The organism is Rhizobium altiplani (genome assembly GCF_001542405.1).
Lineage (GTDB): Bacteria > Pseudomonadota > Alphaproteobacteria > Rhizobiales > Rhizobiaceae > Rhizobium > Rhizobium altiplani.
Map to the genome: position 1 here is coordinate 83847 of NZ_LNCD01000138.1, position 21621 is coordinate 105467.

Here is a 21621-nt window from a genome sequence, read left to right on the forward strand (position 1 = left end):
AGACTGCTTCACAATTGGATCAATACCCATTTTTGGGCCGAACCGTGGGCGCGTGGCCGCAGAATAGAATTGCTCCATTTTTGAAGCAATGTATCCAGTTTCGCCCACATTGATTAGGATCCGCGCTACCGCATCTTGTGGTTCATGAAAGCGGACAAGCCGCATTTCATCTTACGCAAGGAGAACCGATATGTACGAACGCTTTACCGGAGAGAACTCCGCAATGCTCCTGATCGACCATCAGGTTGGAACAATGGGTTGGGTCAAATCTCTTCCTTTTGAAACCATGAAACGACATGCGCTGATGCTCGCCAAGACAGCGAAGATTCTCAAAATGCCAGTCGTCCTCACGTCGAGCATGGAGGAATATGCCCAGGGCCCTCTCCTCGAGGAGCTCGGTGAGATTCTTCCGAACGAGTTTAACGGCCGCATCAAGCGTCTGGGCATCGTCAATGCCATGGACGATGAACACTTCGCGGCCGCAGTGAAGGGAACGGGAAGAAAAAACCTGATCCTCGCGGGCGTCACCAACGACGTTTGCACAGTATACCCGGCGCTGACGTTGGTTTCGCAGGGATTTCAGGTTCAGGTCGTGGCCGACGCGGGCGGGTCGCCGTCGCAGATCGCCGACGACATGGCGCTACGGCGCATGGAGAAGAACGGCGTCACCCTGACCAGCACCAACCAGGTTATCGCGGAACTTGCTGGCAACTGGACTTCTCCAGAAGGCTCGCAGATCGTTCAGGTGGTAATGGAAGGCATGACGGCCTGAAGCATCTGCCGCGACAGGGACGTGCTCTTCATGCCAGCCCTGTCGCGGTTGCAATCCATTATTTCTGGGATAAAAGTGCCTCTCCGAAACACCTTTGCTCAACCGGTGGAATAATGGCCCTTTTTCTGGACGACATGGCTCTTTTCGTGGAAGTCGTAAAAGCCAACAGCTTCAGGCGGGCGGCAGACGTGATCGGCATGCCGAACTCGACTCTATCCCGCCGCATTGCCATACTCGAGCAATCGATCGGGCTGCGTCTGCTTCATCGAACCACCCGCAAGGTAGAGCTTACGGAAGCGGGCCAACTGTACTACGAGCGAAGCAGGCGGATCGTCGAGGAGGCGCGAATCGCTCACGAGGAGCTGGGCGACATGGTGGCCCAGCCGAGTGGCGTACTGAGGGTGTCGCTTCCGGTCGACTTTGCCACAACCTATATCGCCCCGCTGCTGCCGGAGTTCAGCGAGAAATATCCGGGAATCACCTTCGACCTTGACCTTACGCCGCGCAACGTCGACCTCGTGGGCGAACCTTTCGACCTGGCAATCCGCATGGGAGCGCCCGATGCAGCGGGGCTTATCACAAGGGTGATCGCCAGGGTGTCACCGCGGCTGTATGCCTCTCCCGTTTACCTCGACAAGCATGGAGAGCCGGGCACGCCAATGGACTTGGCAAGGCATCACTGCCTCGCGATGTCAACGCAGTCGACATGGACGCTGCACAAAGCGGGCGAGTCCATCGATGTGCGCGCCTCGAGCGGTTACCGCACAAATAGTGTCGCGATGATCCGCAAGCTCGCCGCATTGAACATGGGCATTGCGTTCCTCCCTGAGAAAGTGGTGGCGGACGACCTTGCGGCAGGAAGGCTGCGCCGGGTGCTTGGCGAGTGGGTCGGGGCCGTCAGTCCCGTCTATGCGGTTACCGAAACGAGGCTGCTCCCCGCCAAGACCCAACGCTTCATCGAATTCGTGAAGGAAAGGCTCCGCGACATGGAATAGGCGGGTAGTCGTCAGCGGAACAGACCGTTTATTCGAGGCCGTCAGACCCAAGTTCCCTTCATGGATTGTTGGCGCTCCGTCTGCGACCGCGATGAGACGTGCCTAACCTTAGAACGGCTTCGCCTCGATCGATCTCCCCAACGGCAGTCGCGTGTTCTTACTCCTTCCCGTTTCGACGTCATTCCTCGCCCACTAACAAACATGCGACTGCCGCCCTCCGTTTCATTTCGGCCAAATAGGTGCGGTCCGATCGTCTACGGACTCGTGACTGTCATCGAGGCCGCGATGGGCGCGGCCGGAAACAACGAAAGGAACTTAGAATGGCAACCATCGGCACCTTCACCTCCACCGAGAACGGATTTACGGGTTCGATCCGCACTCTCGCCCTCAATCTCAAGGCTCGCATCTCCCGGGTCGAGACTCCCTCCGAAAAGGGCCCTCACTTCCGCATCTATGCTGGAAATGTCGAGTTGGGCGCTGCTTGGCAAAAGACCTCCGAGCAGGGCCGGGATTACCTCTCCGTCAAACTTGACGACCCGAGCTTTGCTGCCCCGATTTACGCGACACTCGCCGAAGTCGAAGGCGGAGGAGGCCTCCACCTTATCTGGTCCCGCCCGAACCGGGACTAGCGAGTGACCCGGCTCCGCCACAAGGCGGAGCCGGTTTCCAGCCGTTGCTGCGAACAGAGGGAGTATAGCTGCCCAATAAAGCTTGATCGGCTGTCAGCTCCCCGACAATGAGCGGTTTTCCCGATTGTGCGGAGCCTCTTGAAATAGGCTTCCCACCAGCTGGCGGCATCGGAATTGATGCGATCCCCTGCCCCATCTATCGCCTCACTGGCAGCGGTTGTCGTCCTTCACGAACTTCAGGAGACGAAACGATGACCAATTTTATCGAACAGCAGATCGAAGAACTGCGCGCCGAACTCCGCAATGCAGGTTGGGCTGCTGGGCGTCGTCAAATCGTAGCCGAGCTCGAAATTGCCAGAGCAGAGCTTGCCGTCGCCATGGCCGAACAGTTAGATATCGTGCAAGTCGAGCCACCACCCTTAGGGCGCTCACTTTCGTCTCGAGTGCGACCCGGTGCACATTTGCTGCGGCTCTCGTTTCATCGCGATTAGGGACGATGCCTTCCGCGCGTCGTGCTTAAAGCTGGCAGTCAGAATTCTGACGCGAGGTCCTTTGCTCTTCAGTCGTCTTCAGGATGAGCGACGCCCACTGGCGACCGTGGCGTACCCTCTCTTTCGCTTAAGCCGGATCAGGTCCAGAAAGAGCACCACCGCATCGTGCTCTCGCTCGAAATGGTGGGTCATTGTCTGTCCTTTGGCGCCTATACGTCCCCATCGACGGGTGAGGCAAACGTCACCAAACAGAGTAGCGTCAATCGACATGGCATAAAAGCGAGCCATGTTGCGGGTCGGATCGGTGCGCTCGATGTAGAGTTTGTAGGGTTGCGAGATCATGCACACAGAATCGCGCTTTGGAGATTCCGGGTCCAACGACAGTTTTGAATCGGTTCCGGCTCACCGATTCATTTCAGTGATGTCGCAAGGCGACGCGGGCTATTTCGAGCTCACCTTCAGGGTCCGCCCGACGCGACTGAAAACCGGCTCGCCCGAACGCATTGCCGCATGTCCTCACGTCGGAACCAGATGGCGCGGCCGCAGCGAAGGGGTGGCTTGCCGGTGGTAAAGATGATCTGCTCGTCGGCTCGCATGCAAAGAACTTCGTGCGGCTGAATCAGTGGCCTCGGCGCCAGTTGCTTCGATCGCGTGCGCGAGGATCCGCGTGACTGGGAGCTCAAGCTGACTTGATCGATCTCTACCGTGGTCATGCCGCAGCGATGTGAGATGTAATCTGCCGTTTCAGGATCATTAATCGCCGCAAAGGAAAGCCAGCTTGCGCTCTCAAACCACTTGCTTGATGCATCACGGCCACCGTAGGTTTCACGCAACTGACCGATCGACTGGTAGATCATCATCAGGGTAATGCCGTACTTGCGACCAGCGTCTCGCGCCGTCTCTAGAATTCGCATGTACCCAAGGCGTGCCACTTCATCAAGAAGGAAGAGCGCGCGCGTATTCATCCTGCCATCCCGATTGTAGATGGCGTTCAGGAACGTGCCGATGATGACGCGCGCAAGCCCGGAGTGCATTTCGAGCGTCTTGAGATTGATGTTGATGAAAACATCCGTGTCGCCGTCGGCAATCGCATCTGTCATAACGCTCGATCCGGATACCAGCGCAGCGTAGTTTGGGTAGGAAAGCCAATGCGTCTCTTTGATTGCATTCGCATAGACACCGCTGAAGGTTTCCGGTGTCATGTTCACGAAAGAGGCCACGTTCTCCTTCACGAAATCGGATTTGGAGTTGTCGTGAATCTCCTTCAATCGCTGGCGCAGTTTCGGCTCCGGTTCCGCTAAGTTGCTGCGTACCTGGCGAAGGGTCTGTTCTTCGCTCTTCGTATGGCCGGACAGGCAGACATCGGCAATGATTGCGGTGAGGAGCTGAAGTGCCGAAGCACGAAAGAAGTCATCGCGCACGCCCTGTGCTCGCCCATTTTCGCTCATGATCCAAGATGCGACCGAGGCTACGTCTTCCTCTTTTGTGCCACCGAAACGTCCGATCCAGTCGAGGACATTGATCCCGATGTCTGGGTGCTTTGGATCGAGGACAAGAATGTCCCTGCCAGCCTTTCGGCGATGTTCGATCACGATAGGCGCAACCTCGTTCGATGAATCAAGCACGACAAGCGCTCCGCCCCATTTGAGCGCGGTTGGAATGGTGATTGAAGTCGTCTTAAAACCACCGGACCCTGCAAAGACGATGCCGTGGGACGATCCGAAAGATCCATCGAAGCACAGCAGCGGCGACTTGCCGCCAACGCCCCAGGACTCAGGATCGTCTACCCGAAATGGATGTGAAGCAACGTCGTCACGATCGACGCGGTAACACTCTCCAATCACGATGCCCCCGCTATTCGGGAAAAGCTGCGCCGCCTCCTGCATCGTCATCCAGTCGGCCTCCCCATGGAGGGCGCGTTTGCCCATAACACGCCTTGGCTCGGCGCGCGGGAATGCCGCATTTCCGAGAAGCGCAACCCTCAGCGCGAAACATCCAGTCATCAGTGCAGTCACCGCCCCAGCTATCGTCCCTGTCTCAAGATCGGCAACCATGCTGCTGCCTCTGGGCAATTGGTTTGCAAAAACAGAAAGGAGAATCACCTCGCGGGCAAATGCCATCAGGAATGTGGCGGCGGCTCCGGCAACGACGCCCCAGGCAGCAGAACGAATGTTGACCGAGCCGCCTGCGGCGAAGAGGACGATCACCCCGGCGCCTCCGCTTGCGACGAAGGGCGCGGCAATACCTAGATGCCTGAGCGCGGCCTTGGCCGCATCGGTGTTGCCGAACGTTGCCAGCCATTGCTCGATGCCAGTGGTGCCAACGGTAACACCAATCATCAACATGATCGGTATGAAGAAGAGCACCACCCTATTTGCTGTCATGGAGGAATGCCTCGTTGCCGATGGCCATCAGTCGCGCTCGCTCGCCATCGTCGATCCCGAGACGGCGATTGAGATCGATCAGAGCGCCGAGAAGAAGTGCGCGATTCTCGTAGCGAAGGCCCGCCTTGACAATCAGGCTCCCGAGTTCGATCTTGTCGCGTGTATCCTTCTTCCGCGCTTGCGAGTTTCTTGCGCGCTGCATCCGATCAATCCTCGCCAGTGCTGACTTGATCTGCTTCAGGTCGGTTCGACGCGCTTTGCGGGGTTCCACCTGCCCCGCTTTTGTCCTTTTCTGTCGACGCGGGTCTGGTCCCGCAAAATCGTTTGACGAGACCTTCGAATGCCGTCTGAAGGTCAGACTCCTCGATTTCCATGTCGCCTAGCCCAGCCTTGAGAGCGACGCGACCAATGCGCTCGGCCTCCCGCGTTTCGGCTTGCTTCAACTGCTCCTGGAGACGGACGATTTCTTCGCGAATTCTTGCAGACGGTTTTTTCATTCCCGATCGGCCCTTCATGCGGTTTCGACTTCCTCAAGCAGAAAGGTCCCGCAGATTGGCGAGATGATCTACTGACAGATATGCGAGTTGGCGCAGCCAACACCTTTGAGCATGATCCCGACCGTTCCGAAGGAGCGGATCCGAAGGGCGCAATTATACGTCGCTGACGCGACGCTCTGCGCTTGGCCTTTTCGGGCCGCCGCTCCTGACGAGCTTATTGAATTCGATTGCTCGAAGGAGCTGGTTTCACAGTGACCGTCCCGCATTTTTCAGTCACGATCGTTGCCCGCGGGTCCGGCCGCAGCGCAGTGCTGTCGGCTGCCTACCGCCATTGCACCAAGATGGAATATGAGCGGGAAGCCCGGACGATCGACTACAGCCGGAAGCAGGGTCTGCTTCATGAGGAGTTTGTCATTCCAGTCGACGCGCCGGGGTGGTTACGCGAAATCATTGCCAACCGCTCGGTATCATCTGCGTCGGAAGCCTTCTGGAACAAGGTCGAGGATTTCGAGAAGCGCTCTGACGCACAGCTTGCCAAGGACGTGACGATCGCCTTGCCGATCGAACTCTCGGCTAAGCAGAATATCGAGCTTGTCCGCGATTTTGTCGAAAGGCATGTCATCGACAAGGGCATGGTGGCCGATTGGGTCTTCCACGATGCGCCTGGCAATCCGCATGTCCATTTGATGACCACATTGCGGCCGCTGACGGAAGACGGTTTCGGTGCCAAGAAAGTGCCCGTGCTCGGAGCGGACGGCAATCCCCTCCGCAACGACAGCGGCAAGATCGTCTATGAGCTTTGGGCTGGAAGACTGGATGATTTCAATGTCTTTCGCGACGGCTGGTTTGCCTGCCAGAATCGGCATCTGGCAGTTGCCGGTCTCGACATCCGCATCGATGGCCGTTCCTTCGAAAAGCAGGGTATCGAGCTGACCCCGACTATCCATCTCGGTGTCGGCGCCAAGGCAATCCAACGGAAGGCGGAAGGCTCGGGCGAACAGGTCCCGCTCGAGCGGCTGGAATTGCAAGATGAGCGCCGGGCCGAGAATGCGCGACGAATTCAGCGCAATCCGGGGATCGTACTTGACCTGATTGCGCGGGAAAAGAGCGTCTTCGATGAGCGCGATGTCGCCAAGTTCCTGCATCGCTATATCGACAACGCAATCCTTTTCCAAAGCCTTCTTGCTCGCATCCTGCAGAGCCCCGCGACCCTGCGTCTCGATCGGGAGAGGATCGACTTCGCCACAGGTCAATGTACCCCGGACAAGTACACAACCCGTGAGTTGATCCGGCTGGAAGCCGAAATGGTCAATCGAGCAATCTGGTTGTCGAAGCGATCGTCGCACAAGGTTCAAAAGACAGTGCTCGGCGCGACCTTTGCGCGCAATGATCGCCTGTCCGATGAACAGACGAGTGCAATCGAACATGTCGCCGGTGGCGAAGGTATCGCGGCAGTGATCGGTCGGGCCGGTGCTGGCAAGACCACAATGATGAAGGCCGCTCGACAAGCATGGGAAGCAGCCGGATATCGCGTCGTTGGCGGTGCCCTTGCCGGCAAGGCAGCGGAGGGTCTCGAGAAGGAAGCAGGCATCATCTCCCGCACGCTTTCGTCGTGGGGGCTCCGTTGGAGCCAAGGCCGCGATCAGCTCGACGACAAGACGATTTTCGTTCTCGATGAGGCGGGCATGGTCTCGTCGCGGCAGATGGCGCTGTTCGTTGAAACAGTCACCAAAGCCGGCGCCAAACTCGTTCTCGTCGGCGATCCGGAACAGTTGCAGCCGATCGAGGCGGGCGCTGCCTTCCGAGCGATTGCCAATCGTATCGGCTATGCCGAACTCGACACGATATATCGCCAGCGCAAACAATGGATGCGTGACGCCTCGCGCGATCTTGCGCATGGCAACATCGGCAAGGCGGTCGAAGCCTATCGGTCGAATGGAAGGATGATCAGCGCCGAGCTGAAGATTGACGCGGTCTCAACCCTCATTGCGGATTGGAGCCGCGACTATGATCCAGCCAGGTCTTCCCTGATCCTTGCGCATTTGCGTCGTGATGTCCGGACGCTGAACGAGCTCGCGCGTGCCAAGCTCATTGAGCGCGGCGTCATCGATGGCGGGTCTACCTTCAAGACAGCCGATGGAGATCGCAACTTCGCGGCCGGCGACCAGATCGTTTTCCTCAAGAACGAGGGATCACTTGGTGTCAAGAACGGCATGCTTGCCAAGGTCGTTCAAGCAGGGCCCGGCCGCATCGTTGCCGTCATCGGCGAAGGCGAGCGTCGCCGCCAGATCGCGGTCGAGCAGCGCTTCTACAACAATGTCGATTACGGCTATGCCACTACGGTGCACAAAGCCCAGGGCGCTACTGTCGATCGAGTGAAGTTGCTGGCATCTCTTTCCCTCGACCGTCACCTCACCTATGTCGCCATGACCCGCCACCGCGAGGATCTCAGCGTCTATTATGGCCGCCGGTCCTTCACAAAGGCTGGAGGCCTCATCGAATTGCTGTCCCGCACGAACGTCAAGGAAACGACGCTCGACTATGCGCAAGGCAGCCCCTACCGACAGGCGCTCCGATTTGCTGACGCACGCGGTCTTCATGCCGTCAATGTCGCCCGAACGCTTGTTCGTGACCGGCTCGCTTGGACAGTCAGGCAGAAGCACAACCTCATCACGCTCGCGTCGCGCCTGGCCGCTGTCGGATCCCGACTCGGCCTGGTCGGGCCGGCGATGAAATACCACGCAATCAAGGAGGCAGAGCCCATGGTTTCCGGGATCACCACTTTTTCGAGGTCGATCGGGCAGGTCGTCGAGGACAGGCTCGCGGCCGACCCGGGTTTAAAAAAGCTATGGGAAGATGTCTTCGTTCGGTTCCACCTCGTCTATGCCCAACCTGAGACCGCATTCAAGGCCATCGATGTCGCTGCGATGCTGGCTGACACGACGAGGGCGTCAGCGACGCTGCTCAAGATCGCCGAAGAGCCGAGTAGCTTCGGTGCCCTCAAGGGCAAGACGGGTTTGTTCGCCAGCAAATCCGACGAGCAAGATCGGGATACGGCGCTCGTCAATGTCACTGCGCTGGCGCGCAATCTGGGCCGCTATCTTGAAATTCGCGCCAATACAAAACGAGAGTATGAGACAGAGGAGTGCGCCGCCCGCCAGAAGAGCGCGATCAATATTCCCGCTCTTTCTCCGAGCGCCAGATCGGCGCTCGAGCAGGTTCGCGATTCGATCGACGGCAGTGACCTGCACGCAGTTCTCGAGCACGGGCTCGCCGACGAGAGGGTGAGGCTGGAGCTTGAGGGGTTTGCAAGGGCTGTTGCGGAGCGCTTCGGGGAACGGACTTTCCTAGGGATTTCGGCAAGGGACTCGAGCGGGCAAACCTATCGATCTCTCACGAGCGGGATGAACTCTCTGCAGAAGGCAGAAATGAAGACGGCCTGGAATCTTCTGCGCGCGGCTCAGCAATTGTCCGCCCAAGAGCGATCGACATCCTCTCTGAAGCAGTCCGAGGCCTTGAGGCAAACGATCAGTAAGGGGCTTTCACTGAAATGACCCTTTTGCACGATCAGCGCCGGCAAACATCGCGAATTTGGCGTCGCGTGAGTTTGCCTGTCGCACTTATTGCAGCTCTCTTAGCTCTCATCGTGACCGGAGGCGCGCTTGGGTATCGGATCAATTTAACGCCGAGCGAACCTCTCGGGATCTGGCGAATTCAAATGCCGGAAGGACCCTACAAGATTGGCGATCTGGTCTTTGTCTGTCCGCCGCCGACGCCCACCATGCGAGAAGCGTTTGACCGCGGTTACCTTCGATCGGGGATCTGTCCCGGTGGCTATGCGCCGCTCATCAAAACCATCGTTGCGGTGTCATCACAAAGGATCGAAATTGACCGCTTGGTTAGTATCGACGGCCTTGCATTGCCGCATTCCGCACCGGCCGCGCGGGACGGCAGAGGTCGGAGCTTGAGGCGATTCAGCGGAGGAACAGTACCGACGGGCTACGTGTTTCTTCACTCTGGTTTCATCGGGTCCTTCGACTCTCGCTACTTTGGTCCAGTGCCTGCCTCCGGGGTGCTCGGCCTGGCAAAGGCGGTCCTCACCTATGCGCCGTGACCTGGTCCGCAACAGTGTCCTTTTGGGCGCGGCACTAGCGGCTGGCTGGATCGGTTGGTGCGGAAATCCCCTCGCCCTTCCTATGTCTGCCGCCTTTCCGTTTATCTGGTCCGTGGCGCGCGACCGGCCAAGCGCCGCCATGGCGTCGGCGACCTATTTCCTTGCGGCATCTCGAGGTTTGCCGCATGGCGCAGTCGCCTTCTATGGTTCAAATCTCTTGTCCGGTCTGTTGCTCTGGTTGATAGCGTCGGCGGCCTTCGTCAGTGTCCACTCCGTCCTGTGGACCGAGAGATCGGGATGGCGTCTTGCAATCCGTTATCTCTTGGTCATGTTTTTGATGGCAGTGCCGCCCTTTGGGATTTTGGGCTGGGCTCACCCGATCACCGCCGCCGGAGTTCTGTTCCCCGGCTGGGGGTGGGTCGGTCTTGGCGCAATGGCAGCCAGCCTCTTGATCATGACGACCAGGCTTCGGCCGGCTGCAGCCATAGCCATTATTGGCTTGTGGCTCTGGTCCGCTGCACAGTGGACGACGCAGCACCTACCCTCTTCGTGGTATGGTGTCGAGCTTACACTTGGAGCGTCGCTCGGCCGAACCAACAATCTCGAACGGCAGCGTGGCCTTGTTGCAACGGCGCGGGCAGCAAGGCGCGGCAAAGGCGCCGTGGTTGTGTTGCCAGAGAGTGCGATCGGCTTCTGGACACCAACGGTCGAACGGCTATGGCTGCGTGAATTGCGAGCAAGCGGGTTGACGGTCGTCGCAGGCGCATCCGTGGTCGACGAGATCGGTTACGACAATGTGCTCTTGGAACTTTCCGAGTTCGGGGCGCGAATTATCTACCGCGAGCGTATGCCGGTACCCGGTTCGATGTGGCAGCCCTGGCAGTCACTGATTGATGGCGGCGGCGGCGCACGTGCGTATTTCTTCTCTAATCCCGTCGCCGAAATCGCAGGCAAACGGGTTGCGCCGGTGATTTGCTACGAGCAACTCATTGTCTGGCCGGTCGTTCAGTCCATGCTTTACGACCCTGATATCATCGTCGCCGTTGGGAACGGCTGGTGGACAGGCAGCACGTCTATCGTGCCCATCCAGCGTGCCAGTGTCGAGGCTTGGTCGCGTCTCTTCCACAAGCCGCTTGTCTTCTCTGTCAACACGTAGTTCCGGGAGCCCTTCATGCTTGATCCTGCCCTCATAACAAAATGTGCCGATCCTTCCTTGAAGCCGGCGATCGTCGAGCAGTTCGTCAAAGCCGCAGGGTCTTCCGATCCCCTTGCTGTCACCGTGAGAGCGGGAGGGCGATTGGTCCTCGTTCCGAAGGCTGGAACACCCGAGGAAGCAATGGAAATCGTCAGGCAGAATGTCGGACATTCAGTCGTGCGCGTCGGCCTCACGCAGTTTCCTGCAGGTGTTGGCGTAAAAGACATTTCGGAAGTGACGTCTGGTCTTGTCGATCCGTGCGTGAACCTGCGCCTGGGAACGAGAATGTTCGCCAAGATTCTTCGCATTGTCAGCAAATGGTACGGAAACCCCGAAAGCGCTGAAGCTTTCCCGCAAGTGTTCGAGGATGCCATTGATGCCTGGAAAACGGGCGAGTTCGAGGCTCAAAGCGTATTTCAGGCCGAAGATCCCAGTGGATTGATCGCAGGTCAACGCGAACTGGACGATCCAAATGGGGGGTATCCAGGAAAGCCCGCCTCATCGAGCTCGTCCGAACCACCCGGTGAAAACGAAGTCGGCCGCGCAGGCATGCGGATCGATCTATCTCGAATCCTTGGCCAGTAAGTCACGTGCATTGAAAGTCTTGACGACCCATTGCGTACGGCGATTCACTTGCCCTTCGAACACAACGGTCGCAGGCGGCGCTAGTTTAGACCGGCGCTTCTGGCGGCAGAAATAGGTGGAAAAATCATGTGGTCATTGACTGGAGAAAGGTTGATCACGTCCTGAATTCGAAAGCGATATCTGGCGCCGCAGGCGTCGGCATAGAGGTACCTTCCTCTGAGGTGGAGGTTTGCCACCAGAAGATCACGTTGATCATCACGGTCAATTACCGACAATACAAACATTCGAGTCTTTATCCGCTTCAATGAAAATCAGTTTGAATAGAGTTTAGTTAAAGTATTGATAAAATAATGTAGCATATAAAATTCCATATGCGTCTGGCGTGCAGAAAAATAGCGTAAATAGTACTTTCCTATTGATTCTTCTGTCGGGCTCCTTCCTCCCGAACCCGCCTCGTCGGCACCATGCCCGCTTTCCTTTGAACAGAGGTCCACGGGCCAACTACACGTTCACTTTGGCTTTTCCGATTTCCCTCGACGTCGGCGTGCGTCCGATCATACGGCCAACGACCAGTACCAGAATTGCTGCAGCAGCCAGGCAGGCCGCGAGGAAGAACATCGGGGCAATGGTGCTGCCGGTCGAATCCTTTATCCACGGCACGACGTTCTGCGCGATAAATCCGCCCAGGTTTCCGACAGAATTGATTGCCGCCAGACCTGCGGCTGCACCCGCCCCTCGAAGGAATCGTGATGGTAGGCTCCAAAAAACAGGTTGCCCGGCAAAGATGCCCGCTGCCGCAACACAGAGAAAGGCAAACTGAAGCAGATGGTTCGGAATCACGGCGGACAGAACCAGGCAAACGGCGCCGACAACCGCTGGTACCACGATATAGGGCGTCTTCGACGAGGCTTTGTCTGCGGCTGACGGGACCGCATAGAGCGCGATTGCCACCAGCACCCATGGGATGATGTTGAGAAAGCCGTTGGCCGTATTGCCGACCCCAAAGCTCTTGACGATGGTCGGAAGCCAATAGCTGAGACCGTATGCCGCTAGGGGAAACCCGATATAGCAGATCGCCATCAAGAGAACCCGCGGATTGACGAGCGCCTTGAAGCCATCGCTGGCGGTCGCCTCCATGCCAGCGTTCTCCAAAGCAAGGCGGTCCTTCAGCCAGGTCTTTTCCTCGGAATTCAGAAACGTCGCACTTTCAGGCCGATCTGAGAGGTAGATCAATGTAACGAAGCCCGCGACAACAGCGGGAATTCCCGTCACCAGGAAGACCCACTGCCAGCCTGCATGACCATAGAGACCATCCAGATCGAGCAACATACCGCCCAGTGGCGCGCCGACGGCATTCGCGAGAGCGCTGAAAATCATGAACAAGCCGACCATCCTTCCGCGATAGGCGGACGGATACCAGAGAGTCAGCAGATACAGGACACCGGGAAAGAAGCCCGCTTCGCATGCCCCCAGCAAGAAACGGAGGATGTAGAACATCGTCGCATTCTGCGTGTAGGCGAGCGCTATCGTAACCGCACCCCACGACACCAGGATTCGCGCGAACCATTTGCTGGCCCCAAACCGGTCCAATAGAAGATTGCTTGGTACTTCAAATATGAAATAGCCGATGAAAAACAGCGAGGCGCCAAGACCGTAGGCGTATTCACTCATGCCGAGGGCGTCGACCATGTCTAGCTTGGCGAAACTGACGTTCTGGCGGTCGATGTATGCGATTAGGTAGAGGATGCCGAGAAACGGCATTAGTCGCCACGTAATTCTGGAAATGAGTTCTTTTTCGACAATCACGGTCTGCCCTCCGTATGCATTCCAATGACTGAGATAGGGCGTTAGTGCACTAATCAACCTCCACGTGAGTTCGCGCGAACTGAACCTGAAGTTCGCTTCGATGAATTCAAAGGAGATAAACGACCCCATCGCGGGTGCGACGGGCAGGTCGGGGTGATCACCGTCGAGAGAGGGGTATAATGCCCTTAATCAAATATTCGACGCGATGGCGGAAGAAATTGGCCTGGTCTGTCGCTTCACGCCAAGCTACATGACTGTATTGCCCCCCGAATGCGATCCGATCTATCGCCCACGAGCAAGCCAGGATACCGAACAGGAAGAGTAAGCCGCGCATGCGGATACATTAGTCGCATTCTATTTAGAAATGACTAACACAGGCTCGGCCCAGCGTCTGGGATTGGTGAGCTTTGCAAATCCTGCATTGCACGACCGGCGGCCATAGCCGAAGTCCCGATCGATCCTCCCGGGTGGATCTATAGAGAAAATTCTGACGACAGCCTCCATCACCTTACCAGGCCGCGCGTAGCGTTGCGCCGCTGATGGGGTCAACGCGGTGACCCGGGACGCTGCTTCTTCGCGGAACGAAAAGCGCATTGTCGCAGCATTCGGCGTAATATGAGTCTCGTTAGCCACGAACGAGCGGCATCGGAATTCTCGCTTAACCCGGCCTTGGACCTGTGCTTTTCTATGCGGGTATCCGGCCGGGAGCTGACTGGGCCGACTGTCGGGGGAATGGAGGGGAAGCTTTGGAGCGAAGGCTAGCCGCAATCCTAGTTGCCGATGTCGTCGGTTTTTCACGACTTGTCGAAGCCGATGAACGCAATACGCTTGCGGTTCTGATAAATTTACAGACCTCGGTGTTTCGTCCACTGATTGCAAGACATGCCGGCCGGCTGGTCAAATTGATGGGCGATGGGCTGATCGCCGAGTTCAGCTCGGTGGTTGAGGCTGTCTCGTGCGCAATCGCGATCCAGAACACACTGGCGAATGAACAGGAGCCGGCCGGTTCCGCAAACAGGATCATCCTTCGCATAGGCATCAATCTCGGTGATGTCGTGGTGGACGGTGACGACCTGCTCGGGGATGGTGTCAACGTTGCGGCCCGACTGGAGCAGTTGTGCCATCCGGGTGATCTTCTGATTTCGGGGGCAGCCTACGAACAGCTCGCTGGAAAGGTTGACGCGAATTTCGACTACGCTGGTGAGCAGCACCTCAAGAACATCGCGCGGCCGATCAAGGCATACCATTTGCCACTCACCGGGTCTGCCTACGCTTCAACCGAAATTCCAAAATCGACGGGGCCTGCGATTGCCGTACTTCCATTTGAGAACATGTCCGGTGATCCGGAGCAGGCTTACTTCAGCGACGGAATAACTGAAGACATCATCACGGAATTGGCACGGTTCACCGAGCTTATGGTGATAGCGAGAACCTCGTCATTTGCGCTACGCGGCCGAATGCTCGATTTGCGCGAGGTCGGCAGGACGCTCAGCGCGGGCTATGTCGTAGAGGGGAGTGTAAGGCGCGCTGGTAACCGTGTTCGAATTACGGTCCAGCTCGTCGAGACAGCGAGCGGGACGCACCTATGGGCGGATCGATATGACCGATCCCTTGACGATATTTTTTCCACTCAGGAGGAGATTGCGCAGAGCATCGTCGCCATGGTCGCACAACGCGTCATAGACGACAACGAATTGACGTCACGACGCCGGCGACCGGAAGACATGCGGGCATATGATCTCTTTCTGCAGGGCAACCGCCTCTCTGACGACTTCAGGCCAGGAGCGCAGGAACGCGCGGAGGCGCTTTTTGAGCGCGCCGCTAAAATTGATCCGACGTTTGCCAGAGCCCATACAGGCCTTGCCTACATATACCTCAACCGCGCGTCGGACGGTGCTATTGGCATTCCAAGACAAGAGGATGAGAACAGGATCAAAGCGCTGCGTTCAGCCGAGATCGCTTTCGCCCTCGATCCGAGCGATCCGCGGGTTCAGTCCACACTGGGATACATTTGCTTGACGTGGCGAGACTTCAAACGAGCTGAACATCATCTTGGCCTGGCGAAGTCGATGAACCCCAACGATGCTACCATCCTGATAATGTGGGCATGGATGCAAGGAGCGATTGGGCGGGCTGAGGAGGGCTTGGCCGGTGCGGAGATCGCGTATCGACTGAACCCATTATATCCCAGTTGGTACAACTATTATAAATCCCGCCTCCTCTTCCAAACGGAGCGATACGGCGAAGCGGTCGTCCTTCTCGAACAGCGAACATTCGCCACGCCGGAAAGGGAGCCGCGAGACATGGCGTGGCGCGCGGCCGCCTACGCTTACCTCAACCGGATCGAGGATGCAGAGAAATGCGGCCGGGTCTTCCTCGATGCTGTCAACAGGCGATGGTGCGGAGATGCGACCGCGGGTCCGGTTGACTATGTAAACTGGCTTGTAGATGTCTCATACCTCAGAGAAGAAAAGGACGTTGATCGGCTGCGCCAAGGATTGAGGCTTGCGGGTCTACCCGCGTGAGGGGCGAAACGCGAACCCGCTGCCATGCCATCAATGAAAGTTCCTCGCCTTCACCCTCAAGGTATCGATATGCAGGTCCGGGACGAAAATGTCCCTCGGCTTGGCCGCCCCATCACGTGAGTCTGGGCTGCCTGGCGAACCATGCGCAAATTCATCGCCCCTACCTGTCGGCAACTTGAAGTCCAGATCGCGATCAGTCAGCTCGCCTAATTCACCGGACAGGTCGAAAAGCTGCTGCGCGACAAGATGTGCGACCTCTCCCTCGCGCTGAACGCGACCGTTTATCGCCATCATCGACGATCCGAGGACGATCCGACGCCGGCGTTCGAACAGGCTTGGCCAGACGACGAGATTGGCCGGCCCAGTTTCATCCTCGATGGTGATGAACATCACGCCTTTCGCCGAGCCAGGCTTTTGTCTTACAAGGACGAGACCTGCCGTCATCAACCATCGACCGTCACGAGCGTTCATGGCTTCGGCACACGTGACGATGCGGCGTGCCGCCAGCTCCTTTCTGAGGAAGGCAATCGGATGGTCGCGCAGTGTTAGTCCGACATGACTGTAATCTGCGACAACGTTATGACCCGCGGTCATCTGTCGGAGTGCGACCTCAGGCTCCTGCTGCTCGGTGATCGCACGTGCTTCACGTTCGGAAGCGGCGGCGAACAGAGGAAGAGGTTCGTCACGCAGGGCCTTGATGGCCCAGATCGCATCCCGGCGCTGGAGCTTCAGCGACGGCAGGAAGGCATCGGCTTCGGCAAGTTGTACAAGCGCTTCCGTTGGGACATGCGATCGCCGCCAAACATCGTCGACCGTTTCGAAGGATGCGTTCATCCTGGCGGCGACGATCCGGGCAGAATCGGCTACGGCCAGTCCCTTCACCAAGCGCATTCCGAGGCGGACCGCGTGGCGATTGGTTCTTTCGATACGCTCGAGTGTACAATCCCAGCGCGACTGGTTGATGCAGACGGGCCGGACTTCAATTCCATGGGCACGCGCATCCTGGACGATCTGGGCAGGCGCGTAGAAGCCCATCGGCTGCGAGTTCAGCAGAGCGGTGCAGAAGACGTCGGGGAAATGGCGCTTCACATAGTTCGAGGCATAGGCGATCAGCGCGAAGGAGGCAGCATGGCTTTCCGGGAAGCCGTATGAACCGAATCCTTCGAGCTGGCTGAACGTCTTCTCCGCAAACTCGGCCGAGTATCCATTCTTGATCATCCCCGAGACCAGCTTCTCCTTGAAGCGACTGACGCCGCCGGTGAACTTGAATGTGGCCATCGACTTGCGAAGCTGGTCGGCTTCGCCGCCGGTAAAGCCAGCGCAGACCATCGCCACCTTCATGGCTGACTCCTGGAAGAGTGGCACCCCCAGCGTCTTTCCGAGAACGGCTTCCAGTTCCGGTGTCGGGTACTCGACAGGCTCCTTGCCCTCTCGGCGTCGGAGGTAGGGATGGACCATGTCGCCCTGAATCGGACCCGGGCGGACGATAGCCACTTGGATGACAAGATCGTAGAAGGTCCTCGGCTTCATGCGCGGAAGCATGGCCATCTGTGCACGTGACTCGATCTGGAATGTTCCGAGTGTGTCCGCCTTGCGGATCATCGCATAGGTGGCCTTGTCTTCCTGGGGGATTCCCGCGAGGTCGAGGTCCTCGCCTTTGTGCTCGCGAAGCAGATCGAAGGCCTTGGACATGCAGGTCAGCATGCCGAGCGCCAGAACATCGACTTTCATGAACTTTAGAGCCTCTATGTCGTCCTTGTCCCATTCGATCACCTGACGGTCGGCCATGGATGCCGGCTCGATGGGAACGAGATCGTCGAGTCGGTCATGGGTCAGCACGAAGCCGCCCGGATGCTGACCGAGATGACGGGGCGCGCCCATCAGTTGCTGGGCGAGCTTGAGCGTCAGAGCAAGCCGCCGGTCCTCAGGATTAAGGCCCTGTTCCCGCAGGCTCCGGTCGCTTGCCAGTTCATCCGACCAAGACCACATGCCTGCCGATAGCGCCTTGATGATATCCTCCGGCAACCCGAGCGCCTTGCCGACGTCGCGGATTGCGCCCTTGGCTCGGTACCGCGTTACGGTCGAACAGAGGGCTGCCTTGTCGTGACCGTAGGTCGTGTAAATCCACTGGATGATCTCCTCGCGACGCTCGTGTTCGAAGTCGACGTCGATATCTGGCGGTTCGTCGCGCTCCTGGCTCACAAAACGCTCGAACAGGAGATCGTTGGTCTCGGGATCGATCGAGGTGATCCCCAGAATGTAGCAGACGGCCGAATTTGCCGCCGATCCCCTGCCCTGACAAAGAATACCCTTTGAGCGCGCGAAACGAACGATGCTGAACACTGTCAGAAAGTACGGCGCGTACTTCATCGTGCGGATCAGGTCCAGTTCGTGTTTTATGGCCCTGAGGACCTTCTGGGGCAAGCCTTCCGGATATCGGATTGGGATGCATTCGCGGACGTAATGCTCGAGCGACTGCTGCGCGTCCATGCCCATTACGACCGCTTCTTCGGGATATTGGTAGCTCAGCTCTTCAAGAGAAAACCCGCAGCGTTCGACGATCTCCATCGTCCGCGCCAGCGCCTCGCGGTAGCGTGGGAACAGGCGCTCCATCTCCTCGGGCGGCTTGAGGTATCTGTCAGCATGCCGTTCGCGCTCGAAGCCGATCTCATCGATCGTGGTGTTTTTGCGAATGCAAGTGACGACATCCTGCAACTGGCGGCGGCCGGGCTCGTGGAACAGGACATCATTGGTGACGACGGTTTTCACACGGTGACGCGCAGCCATCTTCGAAATCTCGTGAAGCCGCATCTGGTCGTTCGGTCGGCGCCTCAGGCAGAGAGACACATAGGCCCGATTGCCGAATACCTCTGCCACCTTGCGAAGCTGGGCAGCGCAGTTCGCGTCCGGCAGATCGGGTAACAGGATGGCCAAAAGTCCTTCTGAATAAGCAACGACATCATCGAGCCCCAGGATGCACTTGCCCTTTCCGCCTCGGCTCTTGCCAAGTGTGAGCAGCCTGGTCAGCCGCGAGTACGCGTTGCGATTGGTTGGATAGACAAGGATCGACATCCCGTCCTGCAGGTCGAGCCGACATCCGACAACAAGGCGCAAGCCTGTCGCGCGCGATGCCTCGAGTGCCCGGACAATCCCGGCAAGGCTGTTGCGGTCAGCAACGCCGATCGCCTCGATGCCAAGTGTCTTTGCGGTGGCAAACAGCTCGTCGGCGCTGCTTGCGCCACGCAGGAAACTGAAATGGGTCGTGACTTGGAGCTCGGCGTATCTCATCCGAATATTCCGTGCATGAACCATCGATGGGATCCTGTCTCGGAGTCGACCCCGTCACCCGACCTGAATACCCAAAAACGCTCGCCGCCTTCGTCCTCGACAACAAAGTAGTCGCGCACTGCCTCTAGTTCACTGTCGCGCTTCCACCACTCGCCGAAAACGCGTTCAGGACCATCAGCGCGTTTGACCTTTCGTCGTTTGCCACGCCAAGTGATACTCGCAGGCGGATGATCAGGCAGGAGTGCGATAACTTCGATCTGGTCTGGGCGGGCGAGCAATCGCACAGGCCGGGGCCAGTGGTGCGCCCACGTTTCCTCGACATCTGGAGCGGCAGCCGCGATCCGCAGTACACTGCGCTCGGGAACATCTGAGGCGAACGGCGCAACCCGGTAGACCCGTTGCCCTCTATTGCCAAACACGTCGATCAGCGGCGTGATGTCATCGTCCTGCTCCTCTATCAGGTCAGAGGCTCGCTGCTCCCCTTCAAGCGGCTGCGTCATAACCGCCGCCAATGTCATCTTTTCGATTCCGAACCCCGGTTCGATTCTTTCAATACGATCTCGAAAGAGCTTCGACAGCCAGGCAACGTCGCGAGCAGGTTTGGCGGTTCCTGCACGGATTGCCTGGCGTGTACCGTCAACTTTCTCAACAATGAGATCGGTTCGCCGCACGCCAAGACCCTTGCGCTCCAGTTCGGCGACGAGCTGCACAACGAGCCGAGCAACATATTTGTTAATGGTTTCTGCGGCACCGATCGGCTCGGCAAAGACCCTGCTGACCTCTATCAGCTCAGGTACCCGGATCGGATCAATCGGCTCGGCGACCCGATCAAAAATCTGATCCAGGCGACGTCCAAGTTCCGGACCGAAGCGAAGGGTCAGCGGTGCTCGGGGTGTTGCTGATAACTCCCCAATCGACTTGAAACCGAGAATATTGAGATCGCTAACGATCTTGGCCGGAAGCCTGAGCAATGAAAGAGGAAGGTGTTCGACGGCCCCGACCGTCTGTCCAATTGGAACTATGACCGTCCGCGTTCGGATCGCGCGAGCACAAGCGTGTGCCGCTCCCCAAGTGTCGGCCACAGCAACCCGCGCTGTCAGTCCTTTCCCATGGAACCGGTTGGCTATTCCGGTCAACATCGGCAGCTCCCCACCCTGAAGATGGTCAGCACCTTCCGTGTCCATAACAATGCCATCGGGCTCATCAACGGCGACGATCGGGGAATACTGGCTGAGTGCCCAAAGCGTGATCCTTGAGAGAGCTGCTGCGTCGGCCGCCGGATCGGCGTCGATCAGCATCAAGCCCCTGAAGATGGCCTGGGCTTTTGCCGCCGCCATCCCAACACGGACTCCCGCTTTCTTTGCTGCGGCGTCGGCCGCCGAGACCCATCGCTTTGGGCCGCTCTTTGCGATTACGGCAACGGGTTGCTCAACGGGAATAGAAGGGTCGTTGCGACGTATTCGATCCGTCGCCAACTCCGGCAGATAGATGGATACGACCCTGGACATCACACGCTCCTACGAAAAACTCAGCGCACTCACCCGCCTTCACCCGCATCAGTTCCGGAAACCATCTCGGCCTTGCCACACCCCGAACCGGAAGCTCCTCCGACGGCACGACGCTCACACGCCACCTGGTCGCTGACGCGGACGGTTGGCCGAGGTCGGAGGCCTCCGCCTGTCGCCGCCAGCGTCGAACGACCGGACCCATGGTTCCCGTTTTTCGGCGGAAAGCTGCAGCCTGCGGGAGGCTGTCATCGGCAATCGGACAAGTTCGGCCGACCGCTCCGAGACCGCCGAACGAAAGGGTCTCCTCCATGGAAGCAAGCACGTCTTCCTCCTTGTCGCCTCGACGAAGACGACGCGGTCTGGCTGAAGGCCAGCCTGAGCCAAAGCCGGAAAGAGGTCCGGCCTCGTCAGGCACCAGATGACCTTGCCCTTGGTACGCGCGGCTATCCCGGCGGCAAACAAAGCGGCTGCCGCGCCGTCGGACGGTGCCCGATCCTCCGCCAGCGAACTCATGCAACGCACCGAAGGACAGTCCGCCTCCAGGCAGGTGCTCATCGATCTCGTGAACACCGAACGGCAGAACCTGATTGCGACGCACTAAGCCACCTTCGAGGTGCGCGATACGCTCCCGAAGTTCGGTGATGACAGGATTTGCGCCTCGTTGCGCCATCTGTAGCCTTCGTCAATTCAAGGGTTCCATCTCGTTCAAAAGCGAGTATGTTCTACATTTGTTCCCTTCCGGATTTTGAGTCAACGGGCGCGTTTCAGGTGGATTTTGAACCAACAAGCCATCCACAGAAGCGCGGCGCGACGATCCATGAGGGAATTCAAT

16 protein-coding genes and 1 pseudogene are annotated in these 21621 nt (G+C 58.2%); 9 read left to right on the forward strand and 8 right to left on the reverse strand.

Annotated features, from left to right (window positions below; all coding sequences use genetic code 11):
- Positions 1–223 precede the first annotated feature (223 nt).
- The 4 genes from AS026_RS33725 to AS026_RS33740 all read left to right on the forward strand — a co-directional run bounded on the left by AS026_RS33725 (position 224) and on the right by AS026_RS33740 (position 2887).
- The gene (locus AS026_RS33725; protein WP_425349837.1) at positions 224–772 is read left to right on the forward strand and encodes an isochorismatase family protein; all 549 of its coding nucleotides are present in this window, start codon (positions 224–226) and stop codon (positions 770–772) included.
- A gap of 113 nt (positions 773–885) precedes the next feature.
- Complete coding sequence (locus tag AS026_RS33730) at positions 886–1767, forward strand: LysR family transcriptional regulator (protein ID WP_062374992.1); 882 nt, start codon at positions 886–888, stop codon at positions 1765–1767.
- A 320-nt stretch (positions 1768–2087) separates the two neighbouring features.
- Positions 2088–2396 (forward strand): DUF736 domain-containing protein, encoded by a 309-nt coding sequence (locus tag AS026_RS33735; protein WP_025662681.1) that lies wholly within the window; start codon positions 2088–2090, stop codon positions 2394–2396.
- A gap of 251 nt (positions 2397–2647) precedes the next feature.
- A complete protein-coding gene (locus AS026_RS33740; protein WP_062374994.1) occupies positions 2648–2887 on the forward strand; it encodes a hypothetical protein in 240 nt (79 codons plus the stop codon).
- 78 nt (positions 2888–2965) lie between these two features.
- Here the strand turns inward: AS026_RS33740 and AS026_RS33745 are convergent, their stop codons facing one another.
- From AS026_RS33745 to traC, 4 genes are all read right to left on the reverse strand, one after another.
- Positions 2966–3229, reverse strand: a complete 264-nt coding sequence (locus AS026_RS33745; RefSeq protein ID WP_025662679.1) for a WGR domain-containing protein — start codon at positions 3227–3229, stop codon at positions 2966–2968.
- 116 nt (positions 3230–3345) lie between these two features.
- Positions 3346–5271 (reverse strand): Ti-type conjugative transfer system protein TraG, encoded by a 1926-nt coding sequence (gene traG / locus AS026_RS33750; protein ID WP_062374997.1) that lies wholly within the window; start codon positions 5269–5271, stop codon positions 3346–3348.
- On the reverse strand, positions 5258–5473 hold the full coding sequence (gene traD, locus AS026_RS33755) for a type IV conjugative transfer system coupling protein TraD (protein WP_062374999.1): 216 nt from the start codon (positions 5471–5473) through the stop codon (positions 5258–5260). Before traD ends, traG begins: the two co-directional genes overlap by 14 nt.
- A 4-nt stretch (positions 5474–5477) precedes the next feature.
- Positions 5478–5768, reverse strand: coding sequence for a conjugal transfer protein TraC (gene traC, locus AS026_RS33760; protein ID WP_062375321.1), 291 nt, complete (start codon positions 5766–5768; stop codon positions 5478–5480).
- Between the two features lie 251 nt (positions 5769–6019).
- On the opposite strand from traC, the gene traA reads away from it, so the two are divergent.
- The 4 genes from traA to AS026_RS33780 are packed head-to-tail and all read left to right on the forward strand — an operon-like array spanning position 6020 to position 11662.
- Positions 6020–9322, forward strand: a complete 3303-nt coding sequence (traA, locus tag AS026_RS33765; RefSeq protein WP_062375001.1) for a Ti-type conjugative transfer relaxase TraA — start codon at positions 6020–6022, stop codon at positions 9320–9322.
- Positions 9319–9882 carry a conjugative transfer signal peptidase TraF gene (traF, locus tag AS026_RS33770; protein ID WP_063805964.1) on the forward strand — a complete coding sequence of 188 codons (564 nt, stop codon included), beginning with the start codon at positions 9319–9321 and terminating at the stop codon, positions 9880–9882. The genes traA and traF overlap by 4 nt, the downstream gene beginning before the upstream one ends.
- Positions 9872–11038 (forward strand): conjugal transfer protein TraB, encoded by a 1167-nt coding sequence (locus AS026_RS33775; RefSeq protein ID WP_062375003.1) that lies wholly within the window; start codon positions 9872–9874, stop codon positions 11036–11038. Before traF ends, AS026_RS33775 begins: the two co-directional genes overlap by 11 nt.
- Positions 11039–11053: 15 nt before the next feature.
- Complete coding sequence (locus AS026_RS33780) at positions 11054–11662, forward strand: TraH family protein (protein WP_062375005.1); 609 nt, start codon at positions 11054–11056, stop codon at positions 11660–11662.
- A 501-nt stretch (positions 11663–12163) separates the two neighbouring features.
- Here AS026_RS33780 and AS026_RS33790 read toward each other — a convergent pair.
- Positions 12164–13468 carry an MFS transporter gene (locus AS026_RS33790; RefSeq protein WP_062375011.1) on the reverse strand — a complete coding sequence of 435 codons (1305 nt, stop codon included), beginning with the start codon at positions 13466–13468 and terminating at the stop codon, positions 12164–12166.
- Between the two features lie 746 nt (positions 13469–14214).
- Between AS026_RS33790 and AS026_RS33795 the strand changes: the two genes are divergently transcribed.
- Positions 14215–15993 (forward strand): adenylate/guanylate cyclase domain-containing protein, encoded by a 1779-nt coding sequence (locus AS026_RS33795; protein ID WP_062375014.1) that lies wholly within the window; start codon positions 14215–14217, stop codon positions 15991–15993.
- 30 nt (positions 15994–16023) lie between these two features.
- On the opposite strand, the gene AS026_RS33800 is transcribed toward AS026_RS33795, so the two are convergent.
- The 3 genes and pseudogenes from AS026_RS33800 to AS026_RS40760 form a co-directional block, all read right to left on the reverse strand.
- Positions 16024–19281, reverse strand: coding sequence for an error-prone DNA polymerase (locus AS026_RS33800; RefSeq protein ID WP_062375017.1), 3258 nt, complete (start codon positions 19279–19281; stop codon positions 16024–16026).
- Positions 19278–20789 carry a Y-family DNA polymerase gene (locus AS026_RS33805; protein WP_062375019.1) on the reverse strand — a complete coding sequence of 504 codons (1512 nt, stop codon included), beginning with the start codon at positions 20787–20789 and terminating at the stop codon, positions 19278–19280. Before AS026_RS33805 ends, AS026_RS33800 begins: the two co-directional genes overlap by 4 nt.
- Positions 20710–21459: pseudogene (locus tag AS026_RS40760) on the reverse strand (ImuA family protein). The gene AS026_RS33805 and the pseudogene AS026_RS40760 overlap by 80 nt, the downstream one beginning before the upstream one ends.
- Positions 21460–21621: the final 162 nt, after the last annotated feature.

Excerpts from the sequence above, each read along its gene's own strand:
- AS026_RS33725 (WP_425349837.1), top strand. The coding sequence starts at position 224 with ATGCTCCTGATCGACCATCAGGTTGGAACAATGGGTTGGGTCAAATCT.
- AS026_RS33730 (WP_062374992.1), top strand. The coding sequence starts at position 886 with ATGGCCCTTTTTCTGGACGACATGGCTCTTTTCGTGGAAGTCGTAAAA.
- AS026_RS33735 (WP_025662681.1), top strand. The coding sequence starts at position 2,088 with ATGGCAACCATCGGCACCTTCACCTCCACCGAGAACGGATTTACGGGT.
- AS026_RS33740 (WP_062374994.1), top strand. The coding sequence starts at position 2,648 with ATGACCAATTTTATCGAACAGCAGATCGAAGAACTGCGCGCCGAACTC.
- AS026_RS33745 (WP_025662679.1), bottom strand. The coding sequence starts at position 3,229 with ATGATCTCGCAACCCTACAAACTCTACATCGAGCGCACCGATCCGACC.
- traG (WP_062374997.1), bottom strand. The coding sequence starts at position 5,271 with ATGACAGCAAATAGGGTGGTGCTCTTCTTCATACCGATCATGTTGATG.
- traD (WP_062374999.1), bottom strand. The coding sequence starts at position 5,473 with ATGCAGCGCGCAAGAAACTCGCAAGCGCGGAAGAAGGATACACGCGAC.
- traC (WP_062375321.1), bottom strand. The coding sequence starts at position 5,768 with ATGAAAAAACCGTCTGCAAGAATTCGCGAAGAAATCGTCCGTCTCCAG.
- traF (WP_063805964.1), top strand. The coding sequence starts at position 9,319 with ATGACCCTTTTGCACGATCAGCGCCGGCAAACATCGCGAATTTGGCGT.
- AS026_RS33775 (WP_062375003.1), top strand. The coding sequence starts at position 9,872 with ATGCGCCGTGACCTGGTCCGCAACAGTGTCCTTTTGGGCGCGGCACTA.
- AS026_RS33780 (WP_062375005.1), top strand. The coding sequence starts at position 11,054 with ATGCTTGATCCTGCCCTCATAACAAAATGTGCCGATCCTTCCTTGAAG.
- AS026_RS33800 (WP_062375017.1), bottom strand. The coding sequence starts at position 19,281 with ATGAGATACGCCGAGCTCCAAGTCACGACCCATTTCAGTTTCCTGCGT.
- AS026_RS33805 (WP_062375019.1), bottom strand. The coding sequence starts at position 20,789 with ATGTCCAGGGTCGTATCCATCTATCTGCCGGAGTTGGCGACGGATCGA.